This window comes from Mycolicibacterium sp. lyk4-40-TYG-92 (genome assembly GCF_030209435.1).
GTDB lineage: Bacteria > Actinomycetota > Actinomycetes > Mycobacteriales > Mycobacteriaceae > Mycobacterium.
The window spans coordinates 616,631-631,870 of sequence record NZ_JARVRX010000003.1; the positions used below are offsets into that span (position 1 = coordinate 616,631).

The 15,240-nt window shown below is 67.2% G+C and carries 13 protein-coding genes; 10 read left to right on the top strand and 3 right to left on the bottom strand.

All coding sequences use genetic code 11. The features are described from left to right. The first annotated feature begins 96 nt into the window (after positions 1–96). Positions 97–1,440, top strand: a complete 1,344-nt coding sequence (locus tag QRN63_RS09115) for a cytochrome P450 (RefSeq protein WP_285030484.1) — start codon at positions 97–99, stop codon at positions 1,438–1,440. 9 nt (positions 1,441–1,449) lie between these two features. Then, positions 1,450–2,268, top strand: coding sequence for an alpha/beta fold hydrolase (locus tag QRN63_RS09120; protein ID WP_285030485.1), 819 nt, complete (start codon positions 1,450–1,452; stop codon positions 2,266–2,268). On the opposite strand, the gene msrA is transcribed toward QRN63_RS09120, so the two are convergent. Continuing rightward, entirely contained in the window at positions 2,265–2,771 is a 507-nt protein-coding gene (gene msrA, locus QRN63_RS09125) for a peptide-methionine (S)-S-oxide reductase MsrA (protein WP_267319665.1), read from the bottom strand. The genes QRN63_RS09120 and msrA overlap by 4 nt on opposite strands. Positions 2,772–2,846: 75 nt before the next feature. On the opposite strand from msrA, the gene QRN63_RS09130 reads away from it, so the two are divergent. The 3 genes from QRN63_RS09130 (at position 2,847) to QRN63_RS09140 (ending at position 5,260) form a co-directional block, all read left to right on the top strand. Next, positions 2,847–3,359: a nuclear transport factor 2 family protein gene (locus tag QRN63_RS09130; protein ID WP_267319664.1), complete on the top strand. Its 513-nt coding sequence runs from the start codon at positions 2,847–2,849 to the stop codon at positions 3,357–3,359. Next, positions 3,323–4,375 (top strand): NAD-dependent epimerase/dehydratase family protein, encoded by a 1,053-nt coding sequence (locus QRN63_RS09135; RefSeq protein ID WP_285030486.1) that lies wholly within the window; start codon positions 3,323–3,325, stop codon positions 4,373–4,375. The genes QRN63_RS09130 and QRN63_RS09135 overlap by 37 nt, the downstream gene beginning before the upstream one ends. A gap of 63 nt (positions 4,376–4,438) precedes the next feature. Next, positions 4,439–5,260 carry a class I SAM-dependent methyltransferase gene (locus tag QRN63_RS09140; protein ID WP_267319662.1) on the top strand — a complete coding sequence of 274 codons (822 nt, stop codon included), beginning with the start codon at positions 4,439–4,441 and terminating at the stop codon, positions 5,258–5,260. Between the two features lie 13 nt (positions 5,261–5,273). Here QRN63_RS09140 and QRN63_RS09145 read toward each other — a convergent pair whose 3' ends face one another. Beyond that, complete coding sequence (locus QRN63_RS09145; RefSeq protein WP_267319661.1) at positions 5,274–5,744, bottom strand: SRPBCC family protein; 471 nt, start codon at positions 5,742–5,744, stop codon at positions 5,274–5,276. Positions 5,745–5,895: 151 nt separating this feature from the next. Between QRN63_RS09145 and QRN63_RS09150 the strand changes: the two genes are divergently transcribed. The 3 genes from QRN63_RS09150 to QRN63_RS09160 all read left to right on the top strand — a co-directional run bounded on the left by QRN63_RS09150 (position 5,896) and on the right by QRN63_RS09160 (position 7,860). Continuing rightward, entirely contained in the window at positions 5,896–6,489 is a 594-nt protein-coding gene (locus QRN63_RS09150) for a chitin-binding protein (protein WP_502888099.1), read from the top strand. A 99-nt stretch (positions 6,490–6,588) separates the two neighbouring features. Then, positions 6,589–6,954 carry a DUF427 domain-containing protein gene (locus QRN63_RS09155; protein ID WP_267319818.1) on the top strand — a complete coding sequence of 122 codons (366 nt, stop codon included), beginning with the start codon at positions 6,589–6,591 and terminating at the stop codon, positions 6,952–6,954. A 9-nt stretch (positions 6,955–6,963) separates the two neighbouring features. Then, positions 6,964–7,860: a DNA-3-methyladenine glycosylase family protein gene (locus QRN63_RS09160; RefSeq protein ID WP_285030487.1), complete on the top strand. Its 897-nt coding sequence runs from the start codon at positions 6,964–6,966 to the stop codon at positions 7,858–7,860. On the opposite strand, the gene aqpZ is transcribed toward QRN63_RS09160, so the two are convergent. Then, on the bottom strand, positions 7,857–8,588 hold the full coding sequence (gene aqpZ / locus QRN63_RS09165; RefSeq protein WP_267319659.1) for an aquaporin Z: 732 nt from the start codon (positions 8,586–8,588) through the stop codon (positions 7,857–7,859). The genes QRN63_RS09160 and aqpZ overlap by 4 nt on opposite strands. Positions 8,589–9,138: 550 nt before the next feature. Between aqpZ and gltB the strand changes: the two genes are divergently transcribed. Beyond that, the gene (gene gltB, locus QRN63_RS09170; protein WP_267319658.1) at positions 9,139–13,746 is read left to right on the top strand and encodes a glutamate synthase large subunit; all 4,608 of its coding nucleotides are present in this window, start codon (positions 9,139–9,141) and stop codon (positions 13,744–13,746) included. After that, positions 13,739–15,205 carry a glutamate synthase subunit beta gene (locus QRN63_RS09175; RefSeq protein ID WP_267319657.1) on the top strand — a complete coding sequence of 489 codons (1,467 nt, stop codon included), beginning with the start codon at positions 13,739–13,741 and terminating at the stop codon, positions 15,203–15,205. Before gltB ends, QRN63_RS09175 begins: the two co-directional genes overlap by 8 nt. The last annotated feature ends 35 nt before the right edge of the window (positions 15,206–15,240 follow it).

Here is a 15,240-nt window from a genome sequence, read left to right on the forward strand (position 1 = left end):
CCAGAACCCTTGCCTAGCGGTGGTACCAGCCGGTACCGTACCTGATAACAGCGTGGTACACCGTGGTACCGCGTCATTCAGGGTTTGGAGCGCGCCATGACCGAAACCGTCACCGCTGAACTCACCGAGTGTGCCCCGGCGATCCACCTGCCGCCGGCAACCGGGGTCCCCAAATTTCTCCAAGGCGTCGCGTTCGCCACCAACCGGCGCCGGTTCGTCAATCGCATGGTGCCGCGGCTCGGTCCGGTATTCACTTGTGACGCACCGGTTTTCGGCCGCGCGGTGATGGTGACCGACCCGCAGCTGGCCAAGCAGCTGTTCGCGGCGAACCCGGCCGACGTCGGCAACATCCAGCCGAACCTGTCGCGTGTCCTCGGCAGCGGATCGGTGTTCGCGCTCGACGGCTCCGAGCACCGGCTTCGCCGCAAGCTGCTGACCCCGCCGTTCCACGGCAAGAGCATCAAGAACTACGAGCGCATCTTCGAAGAGGAGACGCTGCGCGCGGCAGCGTCCTGGCCGGAGGGGAAGTCGTTCCCCACGCTCGAGCCGATGATGCACATCACCCTCAACGCCATCCTGCGCGCGGTGTTCGGTGCCGACGGTCACCACCTCGACGAACTACGGCGGATCATCCCGCCGTGGGTCACCCTCGGGTCGCGGCTGGCGGTGCTGCCCATGCCGCCGCGCACCTACGGCCGCTTCACGCCGTGGGGCCGGCTCGCCGAATACCGACGGCAGTACGACGACGTCGTGGGCCGGCTGATCGACGCAGTTGCCGCCGACCCCAACCTCGAGAGCCGCGACGACGTGCTGGCGCTGCTGCTGCGCAGCACCTACGAGGACGGAACGGCGATGTCCCGCAGCCACATCGCCGATGAACTGCTGACGCTGCTGGCGGCCGGCCACGAAACCACCGCCGCCACCATGGCGTGGGTCTTCGAGCGGATCTCCCGGCACCCCGAGGTGCTGCGGCGCCTCGAAGACGAGGTGGCGACCGGTGAGACGGACGAGTACCGCCAGGCGACCATCCTGGAGGTGCAACGCATCCGCACCATCATCGACTTCGCCGGCCGGCACGTGTACGCACCGACCTTCCAGCTCGGGGAATGGGTCATCCCGCGGGGCTTCTCGGTCATCGTCGCCATCGACCACATGCACGAGGACGCAAAGGAATTCCCGCATCCGGAGCGGTTCGACCCGGAGCGCTTCCTCGGCCGCCGGCCGCCGCTGGCGTTCCTGCCGTTCGGTGGCGGTACCCGCCGGTGCGTCGGTGCGGTGTTCGCGCAGGTCGAGATGGACGTCGTGTTGCGGACTGTATTGCGGCACTTTGCCGTTCAGGTCAACAGCGCGCCGGGGGAGAAGGTCTTCTCACGCGGCGTGGCCTATACGCCGAAGGACGGTGGTCGCGTGGCGCTACGCCGGCGGGTCACCCCGCTGTAGGTTCATGCTGTGACCGAACGGATTACGCAGTACCGCCACGACGGATTGACCTTCGACGTGGTCGACTCCGGCCCCATCGACGGCGACGTCGTGGTGTTGTTGCACGGCTTCCCGCAGACAGCTGAGTCCTGGGCCGCCGTGTCGGAGCTGTTGCACGCCAATGGTTTCCGTACTCTCGCGCCGAATCAGCGCGGCTACTCACCGGGTGCGCGGCCGAAGGGGCGGCGGCAGTACACGATCCCCAAACTGACCGATGACGTCGCCGCGCTGATCGACCTGGTCGGCGGCCCGGTGCACGTGGTCGGGCACGACTGGGGCGCCGCGATCGCCTGGGCGCTGACGGCGACGAAACCGGAGCTGGTGCGCACCCTGACCGCGGTGTCGGTGCCCCACACCGGAGCCTTCCTCAAAGCGATGGCCGTCGGGACACAGGCGCTGCATTCGTACTACATGCTGATCTTCCAGGTGCCGTGGCTCGGCGAACGATTCGCGCAACTGGCCATGCCGCGCAGCGGTATGACCGCCGACGCGCTGGCCGTCACGCGGGCCGAGGTGTTCGAGAGCGGCGCGCTGACCCCGGCGCTCAACTGGTACCGGGCCATGCCGTTCGTGAACCCGAAATCGGCGTTCACCCCGGTGACCCGGCCCACCACCTACATCTGGAGCGACGGCGACATCGCGCTCGGCCGCAAGGGCGCCCTGCTGACCGAGCAGTTCGTTCATGCGCCGTACAAGTTCGAGATCGTCGCGGGCGCCAACCACTGGTTGCCGGATCAGCATCCCGAGCTGGTCGCCCGGCTGATCGCCGAGCGCGCTGCCACCGCCTAACTCGCGCGCTTGGGCAGTTTCCAGCCCGGCCGCGGGAAGTGGCAGGTGTAGCCGTTGGGGATGCGCTCCAGGTAGTCCTGGTGTTCCGGCTCGGCCTCCCAGAACGGGACGGCCGGCGTCACCTCGGTGACCACCTTGCCGGGCCACAGGCCCGAGGCGTCGACGTCGGCGATGGTGTCCTCGGCGACGCGCTTCTGCTCGTCGTCGGTGTAGAAGATCGCCGAGCGGTAGCTCGTTCCGACGTCATTGCCCTGCCGGTTGACGGTCGACGGGTCGTGGATCTGGAAGAAGAACTCCAGGAGCGCGCGAAAGTCGGTCTGGCTCGGGTCGTAGATGATCTCGACGGCCTCGGCGTGGCCGGGGTGGTTGCGGTAGGTCGGGTGGTCGTTGCTCCCACCGGTGTACCCGACCCGGGTTTTCAGCACGCCCGGCTGCTTGCGGATCAGGTCCTGCATACCCCAGAAGCAGCCGCCGGCCAGGATGGCGGTTTCGGTGTCGGTCATGACTCCAGAGAACCGAACTCCCGGCGACTGCGCAAGTGCTCGACAAACGCCACTAGAACGTGTTCTAGTTTTCCTGTGACGGGCAACACTTTCAGTCGCGAGGAACTCATCGCGGCATTCGACGTCTTCGAGCAGACCGTGGACCGCGCCGCCCAGACGCGCGACTGGGATCCGTGGACCGACCACTACACCGAGGACGTGCTGTACATCGAGCACGCCATGGGCACCATGCACGGGCGCGAAGAGGTGCGGCCGTGGATCTGGAACACCATGGAGAACTTCCCGGGCAGCTACATGACGTCGTTCCCGTCGCTGTGGAAGGTGTACGACGAAGCGACCGGCCGGGTCATCTGCGAACTCGACAACCCCATGCGTGATCCCGGCGACGGCACCATCATGGGCGCCACCAACATCTCGATCATGACCTACGCGGGCGACGGTCTGTGGAGCAAGCAGGAAGACATCTACAACCCCATGAAATTCCTCGAGACCACCATGGCGTGGTGCAAGAAGGCCGAAGCCCTGGGCACCCTGCCCGAGGTGGCCGAGGAATGGATGCGCAAGGTCGGTGGCAGGGGACGCCGGTGACCGCCCTCGTCATCGGGGCCAACGGCTACCTCGGTTCGCATGTCACCCGGCAGCTCGTGGCGGCCGGGGAAGACGTGCGGGTCATGGTGCGAGCCGGCGCCAACACCGTCGGCATCGACGACCTCGACGTGACCCGCTACGAAGGCGACATCTGGGACAACGACACCCTGCGCGCCGCGATGACCGGCGCCGACATCGTCTACTACTGCGTGGTCGACACCCGCGGCTGGCTGCGGGATCCGTCGCCGTTGTTCCGGACCAACGTCGAGGGCACCCGCAACGTGCTGGACGTCGCGGTGGAGCCCGAAATCGCCTCGGGTCTCAAGAAATTCGTCTTCACCAGCAGCTACGCCACGGTGGGACGCAAGCGCGGTTTCGTCTCCACCGAGGACGACATCGCCGACGAGCGCACGTTGCCGCCGTACGTGCGGTCGCGCGTGCAGGCCGAGAAGCTGGTGCTCGGATACGCCCGTGAGCGCGGGTTGCCCGCTGTCGCGATGTGCGTCTCCACCACGTACGGCGGAACGGACTGGGGCCGCACCCCGCACGGCGCCATCATCGCCGGCGCCGCATTCGGGAAGCTGCCGTTCGTGATGAGCGGCATCGAACTGGAAGCGGTCGACGTCAACGACGCCGCCCGGGCGCTGATCCTCGCGGCCGACAAGGGCCGTCCCGGGGAGCGGTACCTGATCTCCGACAAGATGATCAGCAATGCCGCGGTGGCACGGATCGCCGCCGCCGAGGCCGGCGTGCCGGCGCCGGCCAAGTCGCTGCCGCTGCCGGTGACGTACGCACTCGCCACCATGGGCACCGTCAAGGGCCGGCTCAGAGGCAGCGACGAACACATGTCGCTGGCGTCGCTGCGCCTGATGCGTGCCGAGGCGCCCGTCGACTGCAGCAAGGCCAGGGCCGAATTGGGTTGGGAGCCAAGGCCTGTCGAGGATGCAGTGCGGGAGGCGGCGCGATTCTGGGTGGGCCTGCGAAAGGCGCGTCAGGCCCAGAAATCCACGGGCTGAACAACGCGCCGCGCGGCGTTAAGTCGTGGCACGGCAGCCTCACCCGGGGCTAGCGTCGAAGCCATGACGGACAGATTGCAGGTGGACCTCACCGGTGCGCCGCAGACCATGCTGGCCACGCTGTACGGCAAGGCGCTCGACGCCGACCTGCCGAACTCGGTGCTGCACGACACCTACGCGAGGGACGTCGTCGCCCGCATCGACTACGACTGGTCGCGGACGACGATGACGGCGGCCCGATCTCCGGGCGTCACCCTCCGGTCCGCCTACTTCGACATGACCGCCCGCCAGTTCCTGGCCGTGCATCCGGACGCCGTTGTGCTGCACCTCGGTTGCGGGCTGGACAGCCGGTACTACCGCCTCGACCCGGGGCCTGACGTCGACTGGTACGACGTCGACTACCCGGAGGTTGCCGATCTGCGCCGGCAGCTGTACCCGCCCCGCGAGCACTGCCACATCGTGTCGGCATCGGTGACAGACCCGGCGTGGCTGGCGGATATCCCCGCCGACCGCCCGGTGCTCATGCTGGCAGAGGGTCTCACCATGTATCTCAGTGAGGCCGACGGGCAGGCGCTGTTCCGCCGGATTGTCGAGCAATTCCCAAGCGGCGAACTGCAATTCGACGCCTTCAGCCGGCTCGGCGTGAAACTGCAATGGACCAACTCGGTCGTGCGCCGTTCGGGTGCGACGTTGCAGTGGGCCATGGACAGCCCCGACGACGTCCTCTCGGTGGTGCCGGGACTGCGGCTGCTGTCGTTGGTGTCGGCTTTCGATGCCGACGGCTACGACCGGCTACCGGCGGGGCTACGGGTGATGGCGGCCATCATGCGCGCTGTGCCCGGTATGCGTTATATGTCGCAGTACCACCGGTATTCGTGGGGCTGACCACCCCGACCGGCTACGCGGCTTCGGCGCGGGCCTTCAGGCGCTCCAGCGTCAGCCGGATGTTCTCGGCGTTGGCCGCATCGCGGTCGGCGACGCCGGTGAGCGAGGCGGCGAACAACTTCAGCAGACCCGGCCGGTTGTCCCACGTGGACTCGGTGACCCGGCAGCCGCCCGCCGTCTCGGTGATTTCGTAGCGCCAGTACGCGATGGGCACGATCGAGGACTTCACGGCGAAGCCGAACGTCCTACCCGGCTCGGCCTCGGTGATGGTGCAGCTGGTGGTCCAGGTCTTCGAGCCGTTGCGGTTGTGTCCCTTGAACACCGAACCGGGTACCGCGGACGAGCCCTTCTGCCACTCCATGGTGTGTGCCTCCTCGGCGAGCGAGGCCAGGGTGGGCAGATCGGTCAGCAACGCGTAGACAGCCGACGGGCTGGCAGCGATCTCGATGGCAGCGGTGACGGCGGCGGGCCCCTGTGCGGTCATGGGGCTGATCGTAGACGGGCCGTCCCGGAGTCAGGCAAGCGGTAATTGTCGCTGGCGCAACAAGAATGCTCGAACTCTGCGGGTAACCGTTTGGGGGTATCCCGGCGATATACCGCGTGACGGCACCTTCCAACGAAGGAGTTGGGTTGATATGAGCAAAAAGACGTTTGTGGCAGCTACCGCGCTCACCACCGGTGTGAGTGCGGCGATTATGGGATTGGGAGTCAATATCGCGCAGGCGAAGCCTGCACCGCCGTGCCCACCGATGCAGGTGTGCAACGGTCCGGGGAACGGGCACGGCCCGGGTGGCGGCGGTCCGCCCGGAAACCCCGGCGGTCCGCCCGGAAACCCCGGCGGTCCGCCTGGAAACCCGGGTGGTCCCGGCGGCGGGCCCGGCGGGCCACCGCCCGGCGACCCGGGCAATCACGATGACTGGCACCCGGGTGACCAGGACAATGGCCGCGGGGACTGGCATCCCGGTGACCAGGGGAACTGGCACCCCAGGCCGGGTGACCCGGGACCGGGTGACTGGCACTGGCGCGGCGGCCCGCCGCCATGGGGTCATGGCCCGGGTCCGTGGGGGTGGGGACCGCCGCCGCGGCCGAACATCATCTGGGTGGCGCCCCCGCCGTGGGCACCGCCGCCGCCGCCGTTCGACTACTGGGGCTACACCGTCTACCCGGTGTGGGACCCGGGCTTCATGGCGTGGGGTTTCTGGTTCTTCGGCATCTGGATTGCGCTGTAATCCGTCAGTAGTTGCCGTCTGATGGCTGGGCCTGTCACTCGTGACAGGCCCAGCGTCATGTCGGGAATCGGCATCGCCGGGAAAGGTGTTGCAATGAGCATGACCGAGCGTCCCGTGCTGCAGCCCACTGCGGCTCACCCCATCACCATCACGCCGACCGCCGGACGCGTCACCGTCACGGTCAACGGACGCGTGGTGGCGGACACCACTGACGCGCTCACCCTGCAGGAGTCGAATTATCCAGCGGTGCAATATGTTCCGCTCGCGGACGTCGACCAGGCGACGCTGACCAGGAGCACGACCACCAGCTACTGCCCGTACAAGGGTGATGCCGGCTACTACCACGTCGGAGACATCGAGGACGTCATCTGGACCTACGAACAGCCCTATCCCGCGGTCGCGGAAATCGCCGGCCGAGTGGCGTTCTACCCGGACAAGGCCGACATCGTGGTGCATCCCGCCTAACCTGAACCCGTGCCCACCGCCAGCCTGGCCCTGGACGGCCCGGCCGGCCTGGGTCTGACGTTGTCGCCGCTGCGCCGCGGCGGGACCGATCCGACCTTCCGGACCGTCGACGGCGTCATCTGGCGCACCAGCCTCATGCGCACCGGCGGCGTCACCGCACGGCTCAGCTCGCCCGACCTCACGACCGTCGACTGCGAGGTGTGGGGTGACGGCGCCGCCGAATTCCTGGACCGGTTACCCGGGCTGGTCGGCGCCGAGGACGACGCCACGGGATTCGTACCCACCGAACCGACCATTGCCGAGGCCTGGCGCCGGGTTCCGCACCTGCGGTTGTGCCGAACCGGGCGGGTGCTGGAGGCCCTGGTCCCGGCGATCCTCGAGCAGCGGGTGCACGGCATCGACGCATGGAGTGCGTTCCGCACGCTGACGACGCGGTACGGCGCGCCGCCCCCGGGCCCCGCACCGGCCGGGATGCGTCTGCCCCCGACCGCCGACGTGTGGCGTCGCATCCCGTCCTGGGAGTTTCACCGGGCCAACGTAGACCCGGGCCGGGCTCGCACCCTGGTCGGATGTGCGCAGCGGGCCGACGCGCTGGAGCGGCTGACGCCGGAAAACGCCACGACGGCACTGATGTCGTTGCCGGGCGTCGGGGTGTGGACGGCGGCCGAAACCGTGCAGAAGGCCTTCGGCGACGCCGACGCGCTCTCGGTCGGTGACTATCACCTGGCCAAGACGGTCGGCTGGACCCTGCTGGGCCACCCGATCGACGACGCCGCGATGGTCGAACTGCTGGAACCGCTCCGTCCCCACCGGCATCGGGCGGTGCGGCTGCTCGAGGTCAGTGGCCTGGCGCGCAACCCGAGATTTGGTGCGCGCCAAGCGATTCCGAATTTGAAGACGATCTAGTCCCGATCCGGCTCCGTGGCCGTGCCGAACAACAGCGGATAGGCGACGCCCGCGACGGCCGCTCCGACCAACGGCGCCAGCCAGAACACCCAGAGCTGCGTGGGCGCCCCGTTGCCGTTGAAGAACGCGACGCCGGTCGAGCGGGCCGGGTTTACCGACGTGTTGGAGATCGGAATCGAGATCAGGTGGATCAGGGTCAGGGACAGGCCGATGGACAGTCCTGCGAAGCCCTTCGGGGCCCGAGCGTCGGTGGAACCCAGGATCACGAACAGGAACATCGCGGTCAGAACGATTTCGGTGATGATCACCGACGCCAGGCCGAAATGTTCCGGTGAGTGGTCACCGAAACCGTTCGCGGCCATGTTGCCGGTTGCCGACCAGCCCTTCTGTCCGCTGCCGATCCAGTAGATGACCCCACCGGCGACGAGTCCGCCGACGACCTGGGCGATCCAGTACGCCGGTAGCGCCTTCCATTCGATCCGGCGGGCCAGGGCCGCGCCGAGCGTGACCGCTGGATTGAAATGACCACCCGAGACGCTGCCGAAGGCATAGACGCCGGTCAGGACTGTGAGGCCGAAAGCGATTGCGACACCGAGGAATCCGATACCGATGGAGGTGTGTTCGCTCGGATTGGCGGAAAAGACCGCCGCGCCGCAGCCGCCGAGCACCAGCCAGAAGGTGCCGACGGCCTCCGCCGCCAGCTTGTGTGTCATCGTGGGAGCACTCATGTGGTCGAACCCTCCACTTCCAGTTGAAAAAGCCGGGTCAGCAAACTGCATTTCGAGCGTCTCACCAAAGGGCGGCCGAGAGTCCGGCTGTTGCTGAATAGCAGCTCAAAGGTGACCGGTGGTTGCTCGGTGGCGGGCCCCGAATCTAAGAATCTGACCAATCTTTACAGCAAATAAATATTTGGTAACAGGCCTGCGGAAATGCTGTATACAGCAAACTAAAATGGGGTGCGGTGACCAATGATGCCGGCGGGTCCCCCTTGGGTGTGACCCGAATTGATTGGCGAAAACGCAAGGGCTCCAATAAAATTGGTGCTACCGACCGGTAGCTTCCGAGTGTTGTCGACCACAGTCACAGCAACCTCGTTAGGCCTGCCTAAGTTGGCATGTCAGGCCGGGTTTGTCATATCGTTTTGTCTCAATCGAGGCGAGCGGGACGGCCCGTCGTTCAGTGCTGCACGCTGGCATACCGTCGCTCAGTCCGCTGGCGCCGCTGAAAGCGGTGGTCAAGCGATGCTTCGTAAAGAAGATGGTGAAGGGTTAGGTGGGAATGACGCCGCAGCACGGCGGACCCAGCAAGGTCGGGCTGTACAACCCCGCGCATGAGCACGACGCCTGTGGCGTCGCCATGGTCGCGGACATTCACGGACGTCGGAGCCGCGACATCGTCGACAAGGCGATCACGGCACTGCTGAACCTGGAGCACCGCGGTGCTGCAGGTGCCGAGCCGAACACCGGCGACGGCGCAGGCATCCTGCTGCAGGTCCCTGACGAGTTCCTCCGCGCCGTGTGCGCAGAGGAAGGCTTCGAGCTGCCCGCCGAGGGCAGCTACGCCACGGGCATCGCCTTCCTGCCGCAGTCGGCCCGCGACGCCAAGCTGGCGTGCGAAGCCGTCGAGAAGATCGTCGAAGCCGAGGGCCTGCAGGTCCTGGGCTGGCGCGACGTGCCGTTCGACGAGTCGTCGCTGGGCGCCCTGGCGCGCGACGCCATGCCGACCCTGCGTCAGATCTTCATCGCCGGCGCTGACGGCATGCAGCTCGAGCGCCGCGCCTACGTGATCCGCAAGCGTGCCGAGCACGAGCTGGGCACCAAGGGCCCGGGCCAGGACGGCCCCGGCCGCGAGACGGTGTATTTCCCGAGCCTGTCGGGCAAGACCATCGTCTACAAGGGCATGCTCACCACCCCGCAGCTCAAGGCGTTCTACCTGGACCTGCAGGACGAGCGGATGAAGAGCGCGCTGGGCATCGTGCACTCGCGGTTCTCGACCAACACGTTCCCGTCGTGGCCGCTGGCGCACCCGTTCCGCCGGGTCGCCCACAACGGTGAGATCAACACCGTCAACGGCAACGAGAACTGGATGCGGGCCCGTGAGGCGCTCATCCACACCGACGTGTTCGGGTTCCACAACGACCTGAACAAGATTTTCCCGGTCTGTACGCCGGGCGCCTCGGACACCGCTCGGTTCGACGAGGCGCTCGAACTCCTGCACCTGGGTGGACGTCCGCTGCACCACGCCGTGCTGATGATGATCCCCGAGGCGTGGGAACGCAGCGAGACCATGGACCCCGCCCGCCGGGCGTTCTACCAGTACCACGCGTCGCTCATGGAGCCGTGGGACGGCCCGGCGTCGGTGTGCTTCACCGATGGCACCATCGTCGGCGCGGTCCTGGACCGCAACGGCCTGCGTCCCTCGCGCATCTGGGTCACCGACGACGGCCTGGTCGTCATGGCCTCCGAGGCCGGCGTCCTGGACCTGGACCCGTCGACCGTCGTCAAGAAGATGCGCCTGCAGCCCGGCCGCATGTTCCTCGTGGACATGGCCGAGGGCCGGATCGTCGACGACGAGGAGATCAAGGACAAGCTGGCGGCCGAGCACCCCTACCAGGAGTGGCTCGACAACGGCCTGTTCCACATCGACGACCTGCCCCCGGGCGACTACGTCAAGATGCCGCACCACCGCGTGGTGCTGCGCCAGCAGGCGTTCGGCTACACCAACGAAGAGGTCACCCAGCTGATCGTGCCCATGGCACGCACCGGCGCCGAGGCGCTGGGCTCCATGGGTACCGACACCCCGATCGCTGTGCTGTCGCAGCGGCCGCGGATGCTCTACGACTACTTCCAGCAGCTGTTCGCCCAGGTCACCAACCCGCCGCTGGACGCCATCCGTGAAGAGGTCGTCACCAGCCTCTCGGGCGTCATCGGCCCCGAGGGTGACCTGCTGAATCCGGACGAGAACTCGTGCCGGCAGATCGTCGTGCCGCAGCCGATCCTGCGCAACGGCGACCTGTCCAAGCTGATCTGCGTCGACCCCGACCACGAGGTCCGGGGTCGCAAGCACGGTATGCGGGCCGCGGTCATCAACTGCCTCTACCCGGTTGCCGACGGTGGAGACGGTCTGCGCCGCGCTCTGGAGGACGTCCGCACCAAGGTGTCGCAGGCCATCCGCAACGGTGCCCGCATCATCGTGCTGTCGGACCGTGAGTCGAACGAATGGCTCGCGCCGATCCCGTCGCTGCTGTCGACGGCCGCCGTCCACCACCACCTGGTCCGGGAACGCACCCGCACCCAGGTCGGCCTGGTGGTCGAGTCCGGTGACGCCCGCGAGGTGCACCACATGGCCATGCTGGTGGGTGTCGGCGCCGCCGCCATCAACCCGTACATGGCGTTCGAGACCGTCGAGGACATGGTGGACCGCGGTGTCATCACCGGTCTGACCAGCGACCAGGCCAAGGCCAACTACGTCAAGGCCGCCGGCAAGGGCGTACTGAAGGTGATGTCCAAGATGGGCATCTCGACGCTGGCCTCCTACACCGGCGCCCAGCTGTTCCAGGCCGTCGGCATCAGCCAGCGCGTGCTCGATGAGTACTTCACCGGCATCTCCTGTCCGACCGGCGGTATCGACCTCGACGACATCGCGGCCGACGTCGCGGCGCGGCACAGCCTCGCCTACCTCGACCGGCCCGACGAGTGGGCGCACCGCGAGCTCGAGGTCGGCGGCGAGTACCAGTGGCGCCGTGAGGGCGAGTACCACCTGTTCAACCCGGACACGGTGTTCAAGCTGCAGCACTCCACCCGCACCGGGCAGTACTCGGTGTTCAAGGAGTACACCAAGCTGGTCGACGACCAGAGCGAGCGCATGGCCTCCCTGCGTGGCCTGTTCACCTTCAAAGAGGGTGTGCGCGAACCGATTTCGGTCGACGAGGTCGAGCCCGCCAGCGAGATCGTCAAGCGGTTCTCCACCGGCGCGATGAGCTACGGCTCGATCTCGGCCGAGGCCCACGAGACGCTCGCCATCGCCATGAACCGCCTCGGCGGACGGTCGAACTCGGGTGAGGGCGGCGAGAACGTCGAGCGCTTCGACCGGGATGCCAACGGCGACTGGCGACGCAGTGCCATCAAGCAGGTCGCGTCGGCGCGCTTCGGTGTGACGTCGCACTACCTGACGAACTGCACCGACATCCAGATCAAGATGGCCCAGGGCGCCAAGCCCGGTGAGGGCGGTCAGCTTCCGGGGCACAAGGTGTACCCGTGGGTGGCCGAGGTACGGCACTCGACGCCGGGTGTCGGCCTGATCTCACCGCCGCCGCACCACGACATCTACTCGATCGAGGATCTGGCGCAGCTGATCCACGACCTGAAGAACGCCAACCCCGAGGCCCGCATCCACGTGAAGCTGGTGTCGGAGAATGGCGTCGGCACGGTCGCCGCGGGTGTCTCGAAGGCACACGCCGACGTCGTGCTCATCTCCGGGCACGACGGTGGCACCGGTGCGACGCCGCTGACCTCGCAGAAGCACGCGGGTGCGCCGTGGGAGCTGGGCCTGGCCGAGACGCAGCAGACCCTGCTGCTCAACGGTCTGCGCGACCGCATCGTCGTGCAGGTGGACGGCCAGCTCAAGACGGGACGCGACGTCGTCGTCGCCGCGCTGCTGGGCGCCGAAGAGTTCGGTTTCGCCACCGCGCCGCTGGTGGTCTCTGGCTGCATCATGATGCGCGTCTGCCACCTCGACACCTGCCCCGTGGGTGTCGCCACCCAGAACCCGGTGCTGCGCGAGCGCTTCACCGGCAAGCCGGAATTCGTCGAGAACTTCTTCCTGTTCATTGCAGAAGAGGTCCGCGAGCTGATGGCGCAGCTGGGTTTCCGCACCATCAACGAGATGGTCGGCCAGGTCGGCGCGCTGGACACCAGCAAGGCCGTCGCCCACTGGCGTGCGCAGAAGCTGGACCTGACCCCGGTGCTGTACGAACCGGAGTCGGCCTTCATGAAGCAGGATCTGTACTGCACGTCGAGCCAGGACCACGGGCTGGACAAGGCGCTCGACCAGCAGCTGATCGCGGAGTGCCGGGACGCCATCGAGTCCAAGGTGCCGGTGAGCCTCGCCATGAAGATCACCAACGTGAACCGCACCGTCGGCACCATGCTGGGCCACGAGGTCACCAAGGTTCATGGCGGCCAGGGTCTTCCGGACGGCACCATCGACATCACGTTCGACGGTTCGGCGGGCAACAGCTTCGGCGCATTCCTGCCGAAGGGCATCACCCTCCGGGTGAACGGCGACGCCAATGACTATGTCGGCAAGGGTCTTTCGGGTGGACGCATCGTGGTGCGCCCGTCGAAGAACGCGCCGGCCGGTTACGTGGCCGAGGAGAACATCATCGGCGGCAACGTGATCCTGTTCGGCGCCACCAGCGGGCAGGCCTTCCTGCGCGGTGTGGTGGGCGAGCGGTTCGCGGTGCGTAACTCGGGCGCCCACGCGGTCGTCGAGGGCGTCGGCGATCACGGCTGCGAATACATGACCGGTGGCAAGGTCGTCATCCTCGGAGAGACCGGCCGTAACTTCGCCGCCGGTATGTCCGGCGGCATGGCCTACGTGTACGACCCGAAGGGCGCCTTGCCGGGCAACATCAACGGCGAGATGGTCGATCTCGATGCGCTCGACGCCACTGACGAACTGTGGCTGCACGAGATGATCACCGCTCATGTTGACGGAACGGAATCGGCTGTGGGACAGCGGATTCTGGCCGATTGGCAGAATCAGAAGGAGCAGTTCATCAAGGTGATGCCTCGCGACTACAAGCGGGTACTGGAGGCGATCGCCGGGGCCGAGGCCGCCGGCGAGGACGTCGGCGAAGCGATCATGGCGGCCGCTCGTGGCTGATCCGAACGGCTTCCTCAAGCACACCCACCGTCAGACTCCGGTTCGCCGGCCGGTCGACCTGCGCCTCAAGGACTGGAAAGAGGTCTACGAGGAGTTCTCCAAGGAGACCCTTCAGGTCCAGGCCTCGCGCTGCATGGACTGCGGTATCCCGTTCTGCCACAACGGTTGTCCGCTCGGGAACCTGATCCCCGAGTGGAACGACCTGGTGTACCGGGACCGCTGGCGCGACGGCATCGAGCGTCTGCACGCCACCAACAACTTCCCGGAGTTCACCGGGCGGCTGTGCCCGGCGCCGTGTGAGGCGTCGTGCGTCCTCGGCATCAACCAGGACCCGGTGACCATCAAGCAGGTCGAGGTCGAGCTGATCGACAACGCCTTCGACCAGGGCTGGGTCAAGCCGATGATCCCGGATGTGAAGACCGGCAAGAAGGTCGCCGTCGTCGGTTCCGGACCGGCCGGCCTGGCCGCTGCCCAGCAGCTCACCCGCGCCGGCCACGACGTGACCGTCTTCGAGCGGGCCGACCGCATCGGTGGTCTGCTGCGTTACGGCATCCCGGAATTCAAGATGGAGAAGCGGCACATCGACCGCCGCCTGGAGCAGATGGCGGCCGAGGGCACGCAGTTCCGCGCCGGCGTCAACGTCGGCGTCGACATCACCGTCGAGCAGCTGCAGGACGACTTCGATGCGGTGGTTCTGGCCGGCGGCGCGACCGCATGGCGTGACCTGCCGATCCCGGGCCGCGAGCTCGAGGGCATCTACCAGGCCATGGAGTACCTGCCGTGGGGCAACCGGGTCCAGCTCGGTGACGACGTCCTCGGACCCGACGGCGAGCCGCCGATCACGGCCAAGGGCAAGAAGGTCGTCATCATCGGTGGCGGTGACACCGGCGCCGACTGCCTGGGCACCGCGCACCGGCAGGGTGCCGAGAGCGTCCACCAGTTCGAGATCATGCCGCGTCCGCCGGAGGAGCGTGCCGAGTCGACCCCGTGGCCGACCTACCCGCTGATGTTCCGGGTGTCCTCGGCACACGAAGAGGGTGGCGAGCGCGTCTTCTCGGTCAACACCGAGGAGTTCCTGGGCGCCGACGGCAAGGTCTCCGCACTCAAGGTGCACGAGGTCGTCATGAAGGCCGGCAAGTTCGAGAAGGTCGAGGGTTCGGACTTCGAACTCCCGGCGGACATCGTCTTCCTCGCCATGGGCTTCGTCGGCCCCGAGCGTGAAGGCCTGCTGACCGAACTGGGTGTCGAGCTCACCGATCGCGGAAACGTGGCCCGGGACAAGGACTTCCAGACCACCGTGCCCGGCGTCTTCGTCGCCGGCGACATGGGCCGCGGCCAGTCGCTGATCGTGTGGGCCATCGCCGAAGGTCGCGCCGCGGCCGCCGGGGTGGACCGCTACCTGATGGGCGAGTCGGCACTGCCGAAGCCGATCAAGCCGACGGCTGCACCGCAGCGCTGATCTGACAATCAACCGAGGCCCGGTGGTGCGATGCA

Excerpts from the sequence above, each read along its gene's own strand:
- QRN63_RS09135 (WP_285030486.1), top strand. The coding sequence starts at position 3,323 with ATGGATGCGCAAGGTCGGTGGCAGGGGACGCCGGTGACCGCCCTCGTC.
- QRN63_RS09115 (WP_285030484.1), top strand. The coding sequence starts at position 97 with ATGACCGAAACCGTCACCGCTGAACTCACCGAGTGTGCCCCGGCGATC.
- QRN63_RS09150 (WP_502888099.1), top strand. The coding sequence starts at position 5,896 with ATGAGCAAAAAGACGTTTGTGGCAGCTACCGCGCTCACCACCGGTGTG.
- msrA (WP_267319665.1), bottom strand. The coding sequence starts at position 2,771 with ATGACCGACACCGAAACCGCCATCCTGGCCGGCGGCTGCTTCTGGGGT.
- QRN63_RS09145 (WP_267319661.1), bottom strand. The coding sequence starts at position 5,744 with ATGACCGCACAGGGGCCCGCCGCCGTCACCGCTGCCATCGAGATCGCT.
- QRN63_RS09155 (WP_267319818.1), top strand. The coding sequence starts at position 6,589 with ATGACCGAGCGTCCCGTGCTGCAGCCCACTGCGGCTCACCCCATCACC.
- QRN63_RS09140 (WP_267319662.1), top strand. The coding sequence starts at position 4,439 with ATGACGGACAGATTGCAGGTGGACCTCACCGGTGCGCCGCAGACCATG.
- aqpZ (WP_267319659.1), bottom strand. The coding sequence starts at position 8,588 with ATGAGTGCTCCCACGATGACACACAAGCTGGCGGCGGAGGCCGTCGGC.
- gltB (WP_267319658.1), top strand. The coding sequence starts at position 9,139 with ATGACGCCGCAGCACGGCGGACCCAGCAAGGTCGGGCTGTACAACCCC.